Source organism: Pontibacter oryzae (assembly GCF_003576375.1).
GTDB classification, from domain to species: Bacteria; Bacteroidota; Bacteroidia; order Cytophagales; family Hymenobacteraceae; genus Pontibacter; species Pontibacter oryzae.
The window spans coordinates 730,922-747,623 of record NZ_QWGE01000001.1; the positions used below are offsets into that span (position 1 = coordinate 730,922).

Here is a 16,702-nt window from a genome sequence, read left to right on the forward strand (position 1 = left end):
ACAGGCGCTGGCCGTTTTTAACCTAGTTGCTTTTAAACGATACAGGCCTTACCTTAGTATAAGAATTTATACTTCAGATATTTCCACGTGAAAAACATATTCAGATTCATACTTGCCGCCACCTTGCTCTACGCAGGGCAAAGCATGGCGCAGGGCGTAAAGCCCAGCCTTGATGCAGCGCCAGTACCTGATAGCACCGTAGCAGCCCCAGCCGCATCGGCACCACAGGAAGCTGCACAAAAACCAGCCTGGACGGGCCCAAAACTAAGTTATAGCCTGAACATGGGTGCTAGCTTCAGCAATGGGTATGGCAGCGCTAGCTTTATAGAGCCGTCGGTTCGGTATCAGGTAAGCAACCGCTTCCGCTTGACTACCAGCCTGGCCTACATACGCACCACACCTTACAGCACCTCGGTTGCTGGCCAGGAAGGCACTACTGTGTTGTACCGTAACAATGGCGGTAACCACTACATTGCCAGCGTGGGCGTTGATTACCTTGCCAGCGAACGACTGATTTTGAGCGGCAACATCTGGCGCGATTTCTCTAACATTCCGGCAGACCAGTTTAACGCTGGTTTCAACAGTCCGGGCCGCATGGGAGCCGATTTCAGGGCTACTTACAAGATTACAGAGAACTTCTCGGTAACGGGCGGCATCCGCTACACTGATGGAGCATCGCCTTATTCCAACCCCCACTACTCGCCATTTGCACCAGGATTAGGCGGCCGCAACGGGTATTGGAACTAAGCAAGTATAAAAAACTAATCTGAAAGCGCTTTCCCGGTTATCGGGGAGGCGCTTTTGGTTTTAGAACAAGCTTGTAAAAACAGCTTAACCTATTTCTTTGCAAGTCTGTTATAGTATAAAAAAACGATACGAACTTTGAAGCAGCGCAACAACCATATTCGCCATGTAAAAAACGATCGCCTAGCAACGATCAAGCCCGGTTATAAAGGAAACAAAACGATAAAAGGGCAGTTTGCGAATGGCGAGGAGCTTTATAACCCCGACTTTACCAACGTGATCCGGTGGCAGTTTACTCAAAACCCGCAGCGCCAGGAAAAGAAGCAGGATACCTATACGCCTCCCGTGCAGCAAGGCCTCGATTTTATCCATGACGACAAGGACATGGTAGTGTGGCTCGGGCACGCATCGTTTTTCATACGCCTGCAGGGCATCACCTTTCTAACCGACCCTGCTTTCTTTGATATTTCCTTCATGAAGCGCAAAGTCGGGCTGCCTTGCCAACCAGAGGCGCTGCGTAACATTAATTTTATACTGCTCTCGCACGGCCACCGCGATCACCTCGATAAAAAATCAATCCAAACTGTTTTTAGCAGCAACCCGCAGGTAAAGGCGCTCGCACCGCTGCAGGCCGGCAACCTGCTGCGCGGCATTGAGCCGCAACTGCCTTACCAGGAGGCCGGCTGGTTTCAGAAGTATGACTTGGTGCCCGACCACCTCGAAGTATACTTTATGCCCGCCTCGCACTGGCACCGCCGTGGCGTAACCGACGTGAACAAAGTGCTCTGGGGAAGCTTCGTGATCAAGACGCCAACCATGGCTTTATACTTTGCCGGCGACTCGGCTTTTGCGCCGCACTTTGCAGAGATAGAGGATTTGCTGGGCCCGATGGATGTGTGCCTAATGCCGGTAGGCGCTTACAAACCTTCTTTTCTGATGAGCAAAAGCCACATGAACCCACACGAAGCCGTAAAGGCCTACAACCACTTGCGCGGCGGCATGTTCATCCCGATGCACTATGGCACCTTCGACCTCTCGGATGAGCCTGCGAGCGAGCCGGTGCGCCTGCTGGAACAGATTGCGGCCACCGGGGCCTTGCAAGGCCTTCGTATTCCGGCCATTGGCGAACCGGTGTTACTACATGATTTTGCTTAAAACTAGCATAGGAATCAGGTTTTGCTATATTTGTAAACTATACGCAAACATAGCACTTACCAACCACCGCAAAACATTATGTCTCCTACCCTTGTCATTGGCTTGATTGTAGCCTACTTCTGTATCCTGATATTCATCTCGTATCTAACCAGCCGGAACACTGACTCTGAAACATTTTTTCTGGCAAACCGCGCCTCGCCTTGGTATGTGGTGGCCTTCGGTATGATCGGCACCTCGCTATCAGGCGTTACCTTCGTATCGATTCCGGGGATGGTGGCTGCCGCGCAGTTCTCCTACTTGCAGTTGGTGTTGGGCTATTTGCTGGGCTACATTGTTATAGCCACCGTGCTCATGCCAATGTACTACCGCATGAACCTGGTCTCGATTTATACTTACCTGGAGCAGCGCTTCGGGTATTGGTCCTATAAAACCGGGGCAGGCTTCTTCCTGCTTTCCCGTACGCTGGGCGCGGCTATTCGCCTGTTTCTAGTGGCCGGTGTGCTGCAACTGGCCGTTTTCGATGATCTGGGTGTGCCTTTCTCCGTTTCCGTAGTTATCACCATCGCCCTCATCTGGGTATACACTTTCCGGGGCGGTATGAAAACCATTATCTGGACCGATACTTTCCAGACAACCGCCATGCTGCTGGCCGTGGGCACAAGCATCTGGCTGATCTCGGATGAGCTGAACCTTGGCTTCCAGGGAATTGTGGACACGGTGAAGGAAAGCAACTACTCGCAGGTGTTTTTCTGGGACGTGAAGGATAGCAAGTACTTCCTGAAGCAGTTCTTCTCCGGCGCTTTCATTGCCATCGTGATGACCGGTCTTGACCAGGACATGATGCAGAAAAACCTAAGTTGCAAGAACATCGGCGAGGCCCAGAAAAACATGTTCTGGTTCAGCATAATTCTGGTGTTCGTGAATATCCTGTTCCTGGCCCTGGGCGCCCTGCTATACATTTACGCACAAACAAAAGGCATTCCGTTGCCGGAGCGCGGCGACGACGTGTTTCCATTCCTGGCCCTGAACCACTTTACATACTTCTCGGGCATCGTGTTCATACTTGGGATCATTGCCATAACCTACGCCTCCGCCGACTCGGCGCTTACGGCTCTCACCACCTCCTTCTGCGTAGACTTCCTGGACTTTAAGGGCCGCAGCGAGCATGAGCGCGTGCGCCTGCGCTATATCGTGCACGCTGGCTTCTCGGTGGTTATGGTACTCGTGATCATCGCCTTTGATATTCTGAACAACGAAAACGTGATTACGGCGGTGTTTAAAGTGGCCGGTTATACCTACGGCCCGCTGCTTGGCCTTTATACCTTTGGCCTCTACACCAAACGCGCCGTGCGCGACAAGTATGTGCCGGCCATCTGCATGATCGCGCCGCTGCTTACCTTTATCATCAGCTACAACTCCGCAGACTGGTTCTGGGGTTACGAGTTTGGCTTCGAGGTGCTTATCCTGAACGGTTTCCTTACTTTTGCCGGGCTTATGGCCTTATCATCAGGCAAGATCGGGGAATTGGAACTGGCGCAGAAGCAAACAGCATAACTTATACTTTACTTCGATACAACTGAAGGAGGCGCAGCATCTGCGCCTCCTTTTTTATGCGGTGGCCATACTGAAATCTGTGGCTTTAAAGGATTATTCGCTGCATACTTGCGCCAGATGAACACGCTGTAAATGGTTAAGCTTTTCGCCTGCTGTTTCTGGCCTTTCAGGCCAGTGGAGCCGGAGACTCAACATTTATAGGGAGGCACGAATCCGAGATTCGCGCCAGAGGTAATGCACGGACAGGTCGCGACCTGTCCCCACAAGACGGTTACAGTTGCAAAAACAATGACTATCGAAATGATCCCAGTCTTTGGGTGGGGGTAGGGGCCCTCGAAAAAGAGCGCCTTGTAGATTTCCGGTGACGAGCGCAAGCGAGGCAGCCCGAGGCACGAGGGCAGGAAATGTACACCGCGCGATGCCCAAAGACGCGGCCTCCCGGCCTAGAGGACACCAAAGCCAGCAATGACACAAAACAGCACGAAAGTCTGGAGGATAAACTAAAGCCAGCAAGTATAGCCCAACATGAATTACAAGTATAAACTACAGTTTTCACGGATTTGAAAATTCACAATCGCCTTTTTTCGGCATAGATTGCTTACCTTTGTAAGATTTTGCGGGGCAGTGGCATCATTCGGCCTAAGCAGCTGTTATACAGCCATACCCCAAGACGGCGAGCCGGCTTTGCCAAGCTGGTGCAACCACAATAACATTTAAGCAGCATATCATTAATGGCAAAACGCGGATTCGGGTTCAGCGGCGGCGAACAGGAGAAAGAAGGCAAGAAGAAGATTACCAAAGAGAGCTTTCGCCGTGGCCTCCAGATTTTTGGCTACGTACTTCCCTATAAGTATAAATTCATCGTCGGGCTATTGTTTCTGGTGTTTTCCAGCCTCACGTTTATGGCTTTCCCCTACTTGGTAGGCAAGCTTTTTAACTCCTCTACCGGCAACCCAAGCGGCCTGCTACAAGACATCAACATGATAGCCATGGGCTTGTTTGTGGTGATATTACTACAGGGGATTTTTTCATTTTTTAGGGTGTACTTTTTTGCGCAGGTCAGCGAAAACGCCGTGGCCGACATACGCCGCGACCTGTACAGCAAGTTTGTGCAACTCCCGATTTCCTTTTACGAGAAGCGCCGCGTGGGTGAGATAACAAGCCGGATAACCACCGATGTAGCTCAGGTGCAGGATGCCATGTCCATTACGCTGGCAGAGCTGTTTCGCCAAACCACTACCCTGCTGGTAGGCGTCATCATCATTATGTGGACCTCCATCAAGCTATCGCTGTTTATGCTGGCTACTTTTCCGGTGCTGGTGGCCCTAGCGCTGGTTTTTGGCCGCCGCATAAAGACGCTCTCCAAGAAAACACAGGACGAACTGGCAAACACCAACGTGATTGTGGAGGAAACGCTGCAAGCCATTAACACAGTAAAGGCGTTTACCAACGAGATGTTTGAGGTAGCCCGCTACCAAACTACGCTGGGCAAAGCCGTTAAAACAGCACTTTCCGCCGCATACTATCGTGGAGCTTTCATTACGTTCATCATTATCGGCCTTTTCGGAGGCATTATACTTGTTATCTGGTACGGAGCCACTCTGGTAGCCAACGGCGATATTGATGGCGGCAGCCTGATATCCTTTGTGCTTTACACTGTGTTTATTGGTGCCTCTGTAGGTGGTTTAGGAGAGATTTACGGCAAGGTGCAGTCTGCCTTAGGAGCCACGGAACGCATTCTGGAAATACTGCAGGAGCAGGAAGAACCAACCGACAAAGGCGTAAAAGCGTTGAGCGAAATACCGCGCGTAACCGGCAACATCGCTTATAACCAAGTAGCTTTCTCCTACCCAACCCGCCCCGATTTACAGGTGCTCGGCAACATTAACTTTAGTGTGCAGGCTGGCGAGAAAGTAGCTTTAGTTGGCCCAAGCGGTGCCGGTAAATCTACTATCATACAGTTGTTGATGCGCTATTACGATGTGCAGGGCGGAAGTATAGAAGTGGATGGCCGCGATATCCGGGACATGAACATGACCATGCTGCGCGGCAATATTGGCATTGTGCCTCAGGAGGTACTGCTGTTTGGCGGAACCATCCGGGAGAATATTGCCTACGGCCGACCAGAAGCAACCGAGACCGAGATTATAGAAGCCGCCCGCAAAGCCAACGCCTACGATTTCATTATGTCCTTCCCGGAAGGTATGGATACCCTGGTGGGTGAGCGCGGCATTAAGCTATCTGGTGGGCAGCGCCAGCGTGTGGCCATAGCGCGCGCCATACTTAAGAACCCGGCCATACTTATACTTGATGAGGCAACCAGCGCCCTTGACTCTGAGTCGGAGCACCTGGTGCAACAAGCCATGGACGAGCTGATGAAAGACCGCACCACCATCGTGATTGCGCACCGCCTGGCAACCATCCGCAAAGTGGATAAGATTCTGGTAATAGAAAACGGTGAGATTGTGGAGGAAGGCTCGCATGACCAACTCTCCATGAACCCCGAAGGCATGTACGCGAACTTGCTTAAGCTGCAGTTTGAGCTAAGCTAATTGCCTGTTAGATATCAAAGTATAAACCCTGCCACGAACGTTCGTGGCAGGGTTTATACTTTAGAGCTTACTGTTCCAGCAGAAACACCTTCTCCTCAGAGTTTTCCAGCGCGAGACCCCATTTCTTCAGAATCGGCTCTTCCAAGGCTTTCTCGCGGTATTCGTCTGGCGTCATGATCGGTACGCCATATACAATGGGGTAATACCTGCGGCAACTTGGGCAGGTTAACAACCCTTCCAGTATATCTCCGTTTTCGTGGCGCTTAAACACCTCCGACTTAGGCTCCTGCTTATCCACAGGGCAACATAGTTTATCTAAAAATGAATCTTTCATGTGGTATACTTATCTAATGCTTGTTGATAGGCGGCTGCGGAAACTTGTGCTGAATCGGCTTGCAGAATGCCGGAAATAACCGCTACGCCATTAAATTCCAACCCTTTCAGGCTGGCCATATTTTCTGTGGTGATACCTCCTGATAGGAAGAAAGGCATACTTGTAAGCTTACGTGCTTCCTTTATGGTTTCGGGTTTAACCAACTCGCAGGCGCCCGCCGAAGCCGACGGGAAAATGGAGCAGAAGGACACATAATCAAGCTGGTTTTGGCTGGCCCATTGGATCACCTCCAGGTTATTGCTGCAGGTTATGCCATACATTTTACCCTCGCCCAGCTGTGCTTTTATCACCGGGAAGTTTTCAGGCACTTTATCGAAGTGCACGCCGGCCAGCGCGGTATACTTTAGCAGCTCCCATTCCTCGTTTATCAGCACCGGAACAAAGTATGATGCGGCCAGTCGTACTAAATCAGACAGAAAGTTTACTTTATCGGAATGCCTGAAATGAGTTGGCCAGTTGTTCCATACTTGCAGCACCCGTACGCCGCCTGCCAGCGCATCCGCTACTTTGGCGAACAGCTCGGCTTGCTCCATGGCGGGGTCCACTACCAAGTATACACCGCCTGTTATGTTATACTTCGCGATCATTTCCAGCCAGCTTTAAACGCTTTGAAAAAGGCAGTCCAGTACGGGTCCTTGCCATCGAATACAAGCGGCTTTTCCTCCCCGTTTTCTATGATCCGGAAGCCCTCTGTTTGTGCAGTCAGCTCTCCTACTACGGTTGCTTTGATACCTTTTGCATGCAGGTGGCTAATCAGTTCCTGCTCGTTGCCGGGCTTAACGGCCATAACCATAGAACCGGCCCCAACGCTGAACCGATGGTCTATGCCAAACAGGCTGGCAATTTGCAACTGCGCTTCGCCGGTGGGCAGTGCGTCGTTATCAACCCTAAAGCCGCAACTGGAAGCATTCGCCATTTCGCAGATGGCGCCTATCACGCCGCCCTCTGTTACGTCGTGCATGGCTTTGAGCGCCGTATTGGGTGCTAGTATTTCGCGGGCTGCTAGCGCATCGGCCAGCGAGGAGGTGCGGTAAAAGTTTGCGCAGCCCTGTTCCCATACTTCCTTGCCAAGCTTTTGCTTCACCGTTTCCGGGAAACTCATGGCCAGAATGGCTGTTGAAACCAGCGCCGTTTCCTTGGTAACGACAAGTATATCGCCAGGCTCGGCTTTATTGCTTGTCAGGATTTGGTCTAAGGGCGCTGTCAGGAACATGGTTCCGCCACCCGAGATGGTGGAGTTTTGCCCCTCGATCTGCCCGGTATGGCCGCCCGTGATGGCTACGCCCGTATCCTGGCAAAACTGGTGGATGTAGAACCAGTATTCACGGAACGCTTCCAGCGAGAGTGTTGGCGGCAGGTTCAGGACAAACTGCCCATACATGGGTGCAAAGCCGGTGGATGCCATATCGTTTACGAGCAGGTGCACCGACAGCCAGGCCGATTCTTTCAGGCCTATGGAAGGGATAAGCGAGAGCGGGTCGCTGGATATGGCCATGCCCAGGTTATTTCCTAAGTCGATCACGGCTGTGTCCACGCCAAACTGTGGCCCTACCAGCACTTCCTCCCGTATGGCGCCGTGCTGGGGCAGCAGCACCTCTTTAAAAGTTGCGCCCGTCAGTTTGCCGGAGTTATTATCAAATGCGCTCATTATTTCACATCGTTTAAGCGTACATGCATCCCAAAGAAATCTCCGTAGGGCTGGTGCCACTGCTGCACCGGGAACCACTCCGGCAGGCCCGTCGCCGTCCAGGTTATAGTATAATCGCGGCCTTTCAGAGCCTCCGCAATTACGGCCATCAGCTTTTTGGGAGTATAGAATGTGGCTGTTACATAAAACGGGTTCTTGCCGAACATCTCCTGAATGCGCCGCCGCGCCACCTTTGGCGAGTTGCGGTTCATCATGCCGAACACAATGCCATACTTGCCCACACGCACCGCCTCCCGGATCACTTTTACAGGGTCTTTGTAATACTCAAAGGTGGTGATGAAGGCCAGGGCGTCGAAGGTATGGTCTTTGAACGGCATGTGGTGCGAGTCGGCCAGCACAAGGTCGCCATCGAACAGGTGCACGCCCTGCCCCAGCATAAACGGGGAGATATCGCCGCCGCTTGCCTCTACCCCAATCTCTTTCCACCAGCGCGTGAAGCGGGTGGTGCCGCAGCCAAACTCCAGCAAGGTTTTTACGCGCGTGTCTTTCTTGATCAGATCGCCGATCACCTTCTTTTGCCATACTTCGGCCCGCTTGTAGCGGCCTTCATACCAAAGCTCATAGGTATCGGTGTGGTCGCGGTTGAAGAACCACTCCTGGCGGCCCTGCCATTGGCGCAGATCCTGGGTTACAATGTCGAATTTTTGTTTTTGCAGATTGCTCACAGCAGGTATTTTAAAAGGTTTAAAATAGCCTGACTGATAAAGCAGATAGGAATGAAAGGGCCACGCCCAGGTGGGCGGCGCCAAACAGATACGATACATTTCCTACCCTGGCATTATCCAGATCAGGTTGCGGGTATTATCTCAGCCTTAAAACCGCGTCGGTCTTAAAGCACCCCGAGTACTGTTTGCTAAGGTATAAAAAATTATTAAAAAGCTAACCTTGGCGCAGGCTAAACATTACACTTGCCTGCCTGTTGGCAGAGTGATGGCTCGCTGGCAAAAGCCTCTGGCTAAAATCAAGGATATTTTGTAATATTACTTTCAAATAAGCATACACTTAAAGTTATATCATGAAGAAAACGTTTATCAGATTTGCACTTTCGGCAGCACTTATGCTTAGCGCGGGAGCACTTCAGGCACAGGGCATTAAAATGCCAGCTCCAAGCCCGTCTCAAAAAGTTGAACAGGCCGTTGGTCTTGCCACTGTTTCCGTGGAGTACTCGCGCCCGTCGGTTAAAGGCCGTACCGTGTTCGGCGACTTGGTGCCTTACGACAAAGTATGGAGAACTGGTGCAAACGCTTCCACCAAGATTAAATTCTCTGACGATGTAACCATCGCAGGCAACAAAGTACCTGCCGGCGAGTATGCTTTGTACACAATTCCGGGCAAAAGCGAGTGGACCATCATCATCCACAAAAACACCAAGCACTGGGGCGATGGCGGAAAAGACTATAACCCAGCCGAGGACCTTGTGCGCTTTAAGGCTACACCACAGCAAAATACACGCAATGTAGAGTCCTTTACCATCAACTTCACAAACCTGAAAGCTGATGCTATGGATGTGGAAATCCTTTGGGCAGATATGATTGTGCCGTTCACGGTGAAAACTGACGTGGATAGCAAAGTTATGAGCCAGATACAACAGCAGGTAATTAACGGCACGGACGTGAACCCGGGCCTATATGCTGCCGCTGCCAACTATTACCTCGAAACCAACCGTGACCTGAAGCAGGCGCACGAGTGGATGAAGAAGGCCAACGCCACCGACGCCAAGTTCTGGAATGTGCACGCACAGGCCAAGATCGAGGCAAAGATGAAAAACTACAAGGCTGCCATTAAAACCGCTGAAAAATCGATGGAAATGGCCAAAGCCGCAAACAACGACGATTATGTGCGCCTGAACGAAAAGGCGATTGCCGACTGGAAAAAGATGAAATAAAGCTACCTTTGCTTTTACCGTATAAAGAAGCCTCCGGACGTATACTTCGGAGGCTTTTTTGTGGCACTTTAAACGAGAAAAGAGTTGGAAGATAAGCAGCATTCGGAAGAGCACCTGGGCCCGGCCCGCGAGTATTGGTGGAACGAGGACTACCTGGAACTACTGGCAGAGCGCCTGTACATCCGTTATACTCAAACGCTGGTTGATATTGGCTGCGGCAAGGGCATGATGGGCTTTAAGTTTTCGAAGTATATGCCTGCCGGTGGCAAAGTATACGGCGTAGATTACGAACCGGGCTATATTGCAGAGGCCAAGCAACGCGCGCAAAGCGAGTTCGGGCACACCAACATCGATTATACTTTTAAGGTGGGCAACGCCGATGAGATTCCGCTGCCAGATAACATTGCCGACGTTACGCTCTGCCAAACGCTCCTGATCCACGTGAAAAACCCGCAGCGTGTGATACAGGAGATGATCCGGGTGACTAAGCCTGGAGGCTGGGTGGTTGCCCTAGAACCTAACAACCTGGTGCCCAACCTGATGTTTGACCGCTACGGCGAAACCGATTACAATGTGGAAGCCATGCTGGAGGTGCTGGAAGTGAAGCTGCGCATCGAGAAAGGCAAGAAACAACTCGGCGAGGGCTTCAACTCACTGGGCGACGTCATGCCCGACCTCTTTTTGAAAGCTGGCTTACAGGATATTAAAGTATGGATTTCGGACAAGGCGCTTTCCATCATCCCGCCTTACGACACGCAGGAGAAAATGCTGCGCGTGGAGCAAATGCTGCAATGGATCGAGAGCGAGGCCATGGGCTACGACTACCAGGACAACCTGAACTACTTTATGGCCGGCGGCGGCGATAAGTCTAAGTTTGATGCATACTGGCAAAAGCTGCTCTACAATAAAATCATGCTGAAGGAAAAACTTCAGAACGAGGAGTATGTATCGGCGGGGGGGAGTTTGGTGTATATTGTGGCGGCGCAGAAACCGCGCATATAGCTGGTTTGCGGGCTGGCCTTATACTTGCGTTTTTGGTTAATACTGGGCTGTACTCGCTAGCTTTGGTTTACCCTCCAGCCTCGCTTGCTGTTTTGTTGCACCTTTGGCTTTGGTGCCCTCTAGGCCGGGAGGCCTCGTCTTTGGGCATCACGCGGTGTACATTTCCTGCCCTCGTGCCTCGGGCTGCCTCGCTTGCGCTCGTCACCGGAAATCTACAAGGCGCTCTTTTTCGAGGGCCCCTACCCCCACCCAAAGACTGGGATCATTTCGATCGCTACTGCTGATGCAACCCGAACCGAATTGTAGGGACAGGTCGCGACCTGTCCGCGCGGTATCCCGCGCTATGCAACTACGGCTATATGTTTGATTTTTCCCTGCCGCAAGTTTTCAACTTGTGGCTTATCATGGCGTTGAGTTTGTAACTCAACTGGCCCGAAGGGCCAGGTAAAGCTTTGCTAAACGCTTTACCGCTGCTTTAGAATTAACTGCAAGTAAGACCTCACAACCTGCATCAATCAAAACCCATACTTTCTAATGCATCTCTAGGCTGCTAGCTCCTCTTTCTTCTTCCCAATTAATCCTTGAAGTATAAACCCGAAAACAATCACGGCAACACACCCGATTACATTGAACCACAGGAAGGCAACATCCGTGAAATAATAACAGGAAAGCACGATTGCTTCGGCAAGTATGGCTGCAAAAAATACAGCATTGCCTTTAATGCTTTTGAAGTAAAAGGCCACCAGAAAAATGCCAAGTATGGTTCCGTAGAAAATGGAGCCGATGATATTCACCGCCTGAATAAGGTTATCGAGCAAGGAGGCATACGTTGCAAAAAGTATGGCGATCAGGCCCCAGGCAATGGTAAAACCTCTGGAAGCATTCAGGTAATGTTTAGGGCTGCCGTCTTGCTTCACGGAGCGTTTGTAAATATCAACGACGGTGGTTGATGCCAGGGCATTCAGTTCGGATGCCGTGGACGACATTGCCGCAGAAAATATAACTGCCAGCAGCAGGCCCACTAAACCGGTAGGCAGGTACTTCATCACGAAGGAAATAAAAACATAGTCCGTGTCGCGGGTCTCGGCCTCAGGCACAGCTTTTTTGATGACTGCTTTTACCTCTTCACGCACGGCTTTACCGGCAGCAGTATGGCTATCGACCTGCGCTTGGGAAGTGGCGATGGCTTGCTCGTTGTCGGTTTTGAGGGCGGTTACCAGCCCTTGCACTGCTTCTTGCTTCTGCTCGAAGATCTGGCTATACTTTGTTTCCAGGGTGCGCAGTTCGTCGGCGTAGGCAGTAGCGTATACTTTGCTTTTAGCGGCTTCGTTAAAAAATACAGGCGGTTGGTTAAACTGATAAAACACAAATACCATCACCCCGATAAACAGAATCAGAAACTGCATCGGGATTTTAAGCAAGCCGTTGAAGAGCAAGCCCAACCTGCTCTCCCCCACTGATTTGCCACCCAGGTAACGGGCCACCTGGCTTTGGTCGGTGCCGAAGTATGAGAGCGCCAAAAACAAACCTCCCGTAATCCCCGACCAAAAATTATAGCGGTCGTCCCAGCTGGTTTTCCAGTCCCAGTCAAAGTCTACAATGTTCATCTTACCCATTTTACCAGCTACGGCCACGGCATCGCCGAAGGCCACATTGGCAGGCAGGTAACTCACCACCATTATCCCCGCGATGATCATGCCGCCCATCATAACGGCCATTTGTTGCTTCTGCGTAACACTAACGGCTTTTGTCCCCCCCGAAACGGTGTAGAAAATCACCAGAATACCAATGATTAAGTTAGTGGCGGTCAGGCTCCAGCCCAGCATGGTAGAAAGTATGATGGCAGGCGCATAAATGGTGATGCCTGCAGCCAAGCCCCGCTGCACCAAAAACAGAAATGCAGCCAATGACCTGGTTTTAAGGTCGAAGCGGTTTTCCAGGAACTCGTAGGCCGTGTACACTTTTAGACGGTAAAAAATAGGAATGACCGTAACCGAGATGATAACCATGGCAATGGGCAAGCCAAAGTAGAACTGCACGAACCGCATGCCATCCTCATAAGCCTGCCCAGGCGTAGATAGAAAAGTGATGGCACTGGCCTGTGTGGCCATGATAGACAAGCCGATCGTCCACCATTTCATGCTGTTATCGCCTTTCAGGTAGCCCTCAATATCTTTGCTGCCGCGCGTTTTCCAGACGCCATAAGTAACAATAAACCCTAGTGTGCCAAGCAGCACAACCCAGTCGAGTGGCCTCATTCGTAGTATTTTGTGATGATGTAAAACAGAAGGATCAGAAAGCCAAGGTTAGCCAGCACCAGCCAGTACATACCAGACCAGCTTTTAAAAAAAGGTGGCTTTAGGCCAGGCTCTTCTTCGGGTATCGGGTGTTCCATATTTTATTTAAGGATTATCAATGCACATGAGCTTTCAAAGAATCAATGAATCTACTTTTATAGAGTACAAATTCATTATCAGATACTGGTTGGAACCCCAACCTCATAGCAACTTTTAATGATGCTTCATAATTTTCTATTCCTACTGTACCCTTCGTAATCGTAATTCTAATTTTTTCTTCTTCTAAAAATTTATGTGGCAAAATCACATTCTTTAGTGCGTTAGATAAGTAACCTTTCTTTCTACTTTTTGTCTGAACTAACCAGTATAGATCACCAACTGCATCAACAACAGCGCCTACATAAACATTACTGGTATCTTTTATGAAATAGACTTGCCAGTTGCTGGACTCTGTAAATACTTCACCATAATAAACATTCTCTGCTAGGTAATCCACAACTATTCTACCACTAAATGCCTCATTATTTAGAGAAACTATCCAACTCTCAATTAATTCGTCAGTCATATTATAATCTTCAAATGAGATTACCTAGCTTTTGCCTCTCCAGAAACTTCATTTTCTGCCTTACCCAGCGATATTAGGTTCGTGAACAAGCGGTAGGCACCAGGAACGCCGGCTGGCAGCTCCCGGAACCAGGAGTAACCGGTATAAACATAGTAGCCTTCGCCATACTTGGCCACCAGCAAACCTCCGTCACGGGCAGGTTCGCCAGGGTCGTTGGCCGAAAGTATAGGCGTGAACTCATTGCCCCACTCACTCGGGAAATATAAACCACGCTCCTGCACCCAGCCATTAAAATCCTGCTGTGTAATCTTGTTTGGCGAGTTTAGTACCGGATGCTCTGGATTTAAAAAACGGACTTCGGCATCCTCTACCGTTACACGGTCGCGGGAGAGTTTCAACGGGTAAGGCGCAATCTGCGGCAGGTTTAGGCTGTGGTTGGTATTGTACTGCACAATCAGGTTGCCGCCCTGCTTCACGTAGTCCAATAAGGTTGGTTGGTAAAACCGGATGCGGTCTATGGTGTTGTAGGCGCGCACGCCAAGTATAACGGCATCAAACTGCTTCAGAAAGCTCAGTCGCATGTCTTCATCTTTCAGCAGCGTTACGTTGTAGCCAATTTGCTGCAAGCTGGCAGGAATCTCGTCGCCGGCGCCCATCAGGTAGGCTACACGTTGGCCGCGTTTCTGCAAATCAAGTTTCACTATTTTGGCAGTGGCCTCTGGAAAAGTAACCTGCGCCGGAATGTGGCTGTAGTTTATCTCGTTCAGCCCCTGGGTATAGGTTTTGCCATCTATAGTCGCTATCGCCTGCAATTGCGCCTCCTGTGCCTCCTTAGGTGGGTAAACTGTGAAGGTTATACTTTGCTCCGCTCCTTTGGCAGCAAGTTTAAAGGCTGCTGTAGCCGGCTCAATGCGCCAGCCTTTCGGGGCAGAAAGTCTTACATCGCCCGATATATCATCCTTTCCAGACTTTACCAAAACTTGCACTTGCTTGGGCTCTGGGCTGGCAAACATAAACACATGCTCTTTCAGGTTAACAAAAACCGGCGGCGTTATTACAAAAGGCCGGTATACTTCGCCCTCCACGGGGTCGGTGCGTTTGTAAATAACCGGAACCGTAATGCTCAAGGGTTCTCCGGCTACTGATAAGCTAAAAGTGGCCTGCGCGGCGGCAGGGTTTTCAGGCAAGCCTACCTGCTGCTGGTTTTGCACGGCAAACATACCCAGCGTTCCCTCCTCGCGCAGCCAATATGGCTGGGAATAAAACGAATTTTTCGGCAACGTATGGTTAACTGTATACTTTAGCGGCTCGTTATTTTTTAGGCTAATATTTAGTGTCGTATCAGTGTTGGCAACGCTGTAATTTATACTTTTAAGCACTACAGGCACAGCAGACCGGTTAATTGCCTCTACGTCCAGCTTAACTGGTTGCCCAGAAGCGGCGGCAAAATCATTGGCAGTAACTTCTAGGTATAAGCCCAGCGCGTGCTGCAGCACATCCTGCAGCTCTTCCAGCTTTACACGCTTCCAATAGTTATCGGGCAGTTTCTCCAGCTCCTTTTTGGCGGCCAGAAGTATAGGCACCACGCTGGCAGGCTCGGCTGGCTTGTAGTTGTTAATTGCCTTTTGGATGAGTTGCTGCACTTTTTCACCGCCTTTTATACGACTCCAAGTGGTGTTCACTCCCTCGAACAGTTGCTGCTGGGCTTTGTCGCCGGTGGTGTGTTGCAGGTACTCCAGGTTTGCCCCCCGCGACCCGTTTGCCCCAAAGCCTTGGCTCTTGTGCATGCTACGGCTCTCGGCGGCAATCTCGCCGTAGGATTTGCCTAAAAGCGGGTTGTATCCGCCAACATCTATTTTCAGCAGCTCTTTCCCGAATTTCTCAAACTCCTCCTGGCTTCTGAAAGACCACACACCGGTATTCCATAGCAAGCGTTTCGCCTGCCATGCCTCTACATACTTTAGCTGCTCCGGGAAGCGCTTTGGGTCTGCGGCCGCCTTAAATGCCTCTTCGGCAAGTATGGCGGAGGCGCTGTGGTGCCCATGGCCGGCCCGCTCATCCGGCGGGAAACGCGTTATCATAACATCGGGCCTAAACTTTCGGATAGTCCAAACCATATCGGCCAACACCTGCTCCTTGTCCCAGATGGTAAAGGTTTCTTCTGGGTTTTTTGAAAAACCGAAATCGTTGGCGCGGGTAAAGAACTGTTTGCCGCCATCGGTGCGGCGTGCCTGTAACAGTTCCTGCGTCCGGATGATGCCCAAGCCTTCGCGTATTTCAGGACCTACCAGGTTCTGCCCCCCGTCGCCGCGGGTAACGGCCAGGTAACCGGTATTATAGAGTTTTTCGTTTGACAGATAGGCGATCAGGCGCGTGTTCTCATCATCGGGGTGCGCCGCAAGGTATAACACCGAGCCAAGCACGTTCAGCTTATGCAGGTCTTGTTGCAACTTGGCGGCGGATGGCTTTTGAGGCATTTGGGCCTGCAACGGATACAGAAAAAGCACGAAAGCCGTGGTTGCCAAAAACGCCCTTAAAGAGTATACTTTCATAGTACTAAGGTATCCAACCAGCTAATTAAGTTATTTAGCGATTTACTGTTTTGTAAAGTTAAGCATTTCTAAGAAGGCATAATAAGTTGGTTTCTAACTTTCAGCCAGAAAGTTGCGTGTACCAGACAAATAACAAAGCTTTCTTTCCATACACCTCTTTGCTCTAAAAAGTGTTCGAGTTATGCCAGAAAGAAATAAAATACGCACTTTTAAAAAATCATACTTATTAATTGCAACTATATCTAATTTAACCTATGTTTGTGATGCACATTAGAACTTTTTCTTTATTTCTTA

At 50.4% G+C, this 16,702-nt stretch carries 14 protein-coding genes and 1 riboswitch; of the genes, 6 read left to right on the plus strand and 8 right to left on the minus strand.

What is annotated here, in order from left to right:
- The first annotated feature begins 87 nt into the window (after nucleotides 1-87).
- From D1627_RS02985 to D1627_RS03000, 4 genes are all read left to right on the plus strand, one after another.
- A complete protein-coding gene (locus tag D1627_RS02985) occupies nucleotides 88-747 on the plus strand; it encodes a porin family protein (protein WP_233555488.1) in 660 nt (219 codons plus the stop codon).
- Between the two features lie 135 nt (nucleotides 748-882).
- On the plus strand, nucleotides 883-1,899 hold the full coding sequence (locus D1627_RS02990; RefSeq protein ID WP_119430712.1) for an MBL fold metallo-hydrolase: 1,017 nt from the start codon (nucleotides 883-885) through the stop codon (nucleotides 1,897-1,899).
- 78 nt (nucleotides 1,900-1,977) lie between these two features.
- Nucleotides 1,978-3,453: a sodium:solute symporter gene (locus tag D1627_RS02995; protein ID WP_119430713.1), complete on the plus strand. Its 1,476-nt coding sequence runs from the start codon at nucleotides 1,978-1,980 to the stop codon at nucleotides 3,451-3,453.
- A gap of 731 nt (nucleotides 3,454-4,184) precedes the next feature.
- Complete coding sequence (locus D1627_RS03000; protein ID WP_119430714.1) at nucleotides 4,185-6,005, plus strand: ABC transporter ATP-binding protein; 1,821 nt, start codon at nucleotides 4,185-4,187, stop codon at nucleotides 6,003-6,005.
- A gap of 67 nt (nucleotides 6,006-6,072) precedes the next feature.
- Here the strand turns inward: D1627_RS03000 and D1627_RS03005 are convergent, their stop codons facing one another.
- The 4 genes from D1627_RS03005 to D1627_RS03020 are packed head-to-tail and all read right to left on the minus strand — an operon-like array spanning nucleotide 6,073 to nucleotide 8,772.
- Nucleotides 6,073-6,339: a Trm112 family protein gene (locus tag D1627_RS03005; protein ID WP_119430715.1), complete on the minus strand. Its 267-nt coding sequence runs from the start codon at nucleotides 6,337-6,339 to the stop codon at nucleotides 6,073-6,075.
- Nucleotides 6,336-6,986 (minus strand): thiamine phosphate synthase, encoded by a 651-nt coding sequence (locus tag D1627_RS03010; protein ID WP_119430716.1) that lies wholly within the window; start codon nucleotides 6,984-6,986, stop codon nucleotides 6,336-6,338. The genes D1627_RS03005 and D1627_RS03010 overlap by 4 nt, the downstream gene beginning before the upstream one ends.
- Entirely contained in the window at nucleotides 6,983-8,047 is a 1,065-nt protein-coding gene (locus tag D1627_RS03015) for an AIR synthase-related protein (protein WP_119430717.1), read from the minus strand. Before D1627_RS03015 ends, D1627_RS03010 begins: the two co-directional genes overlap by 4 nt.
- On the minus strand, nucleotides 8,047-8,772 hold the full coding sequence (locus tag D1627_RS03020; RefSeq protein WP_199688358.1) for a class I SAM-dependent methyltransferase: 726 nt from the start codon (nucleotides 8,770-8,772) through the stop codon (nucleotides 8,047-8,049). The genes D1627_RS03015 and D1627_RS03020 overlap by 1 nt, the downstream gene beginning before the upstream one ends.
- 81 nt (nucleotides 8,773-8,853) lie before the next feature.
- Nucleotides 8,854-8,959, minus strand: a riboswitch (TPP riboswitch).
- Between the two features lie 163 nt (nucleotides 8,960-9,122).
- Here D1627_RS03020 and D1627_RS03025 point away from each other — a divergent pair.
- Together D1627_RS03025 and D1627_RS03030 are read left to right on the plus strand one after the other, a co-directional pair.
- Nucleotides 9,123-9,992 (plus strand): DUF2911 domain-containing protein, encoded by an 870-nt coding sequence (locus D1627_RS03025; RefSeq protein WP_119430718.1) that lies wholly within the window; start codon nucleotides 9,123-9,125, stop codon nucleotides 9,990-9,992.
- Between the two features lie 84 nt (nucleotides 9,993-10,076).
- Nucleotides 10,077-10,994 (plus strand): class I SAM-dependent methyltransferase, encoded by a 918-nt coding sequence (locus D1627_RS03030; protein WP_119430719.1) that lies wholly within the window; start codon nucleotides 10,077-10,079, stop codon nucleotides 10,992-10,994.
- Between the two features lie 542 nt (nucleotides 10,995-11,536).
- On the opposite strand, the gene D1627_RS03035 is transcribed toward D1627_RS03030, so the two are convergent.
- Genes D1627_RS03035 through D1627_RS03045 form a run of 4 tightly spaced genes read right to left on the minus strand, consistent with a single transcriptional unit; the run spans nucleotide 11,537 to nucleotide 16,408 of the window.
- Nucleotides 11,537-13,252 carry a sodium:solute symporter gene (locus D1627_RS03035; protein WP_119430720.1) on the minus strand — a complete coding sequence of 572 codons (1,716 nt, stop codon included), beginning with the start codon at nucleotides 13,250-13,252 and terminating at the stop codon, nucleotides 11,537-11,539.
- Nucleotides 13,249-13,389: a hypothetical protein gene (locus tag D1627_RS18420; RefSeq protein WP_199688359.1), complete on the minus strand. Its 141-nt coding sequence runs from the start codon at nucleotides 13,387-13,389 to the stop codon at nucleotides 13,249-13,251. The genes D1627_RS03035 and D1627_RS18420 overlap by 4 nt, the downstream gene beginning before the upstream one ends.
- Nucleotides 13,390-13,406: 17 nt before the next feature.
- Complete coding sequence (locus D1627_RS03040; protein ID WP_119430721.1) at nucleotides 13,407-13,856, minus strand: hypothetical protein; 450 nt, start codon at nucleotides 13,854-13,856, stop codon at nucleotides 13,407-13,409.
- A gap of 20 nt (nucleotides 13,857-13,876) precedes the next feature.
- A complete protein-coding gene (locus tag D1627_RS03045; protein WP_119430722.1) occupies nucleotides 13,877-16,408 on the minus strand; it encodes a PIG-L family deacetylase in 2,532 nt (843 codons plus the stop codon).
- Between the last annotated feature and the right edge of the window lie 294 nt (nucleotides 16,409-16,702).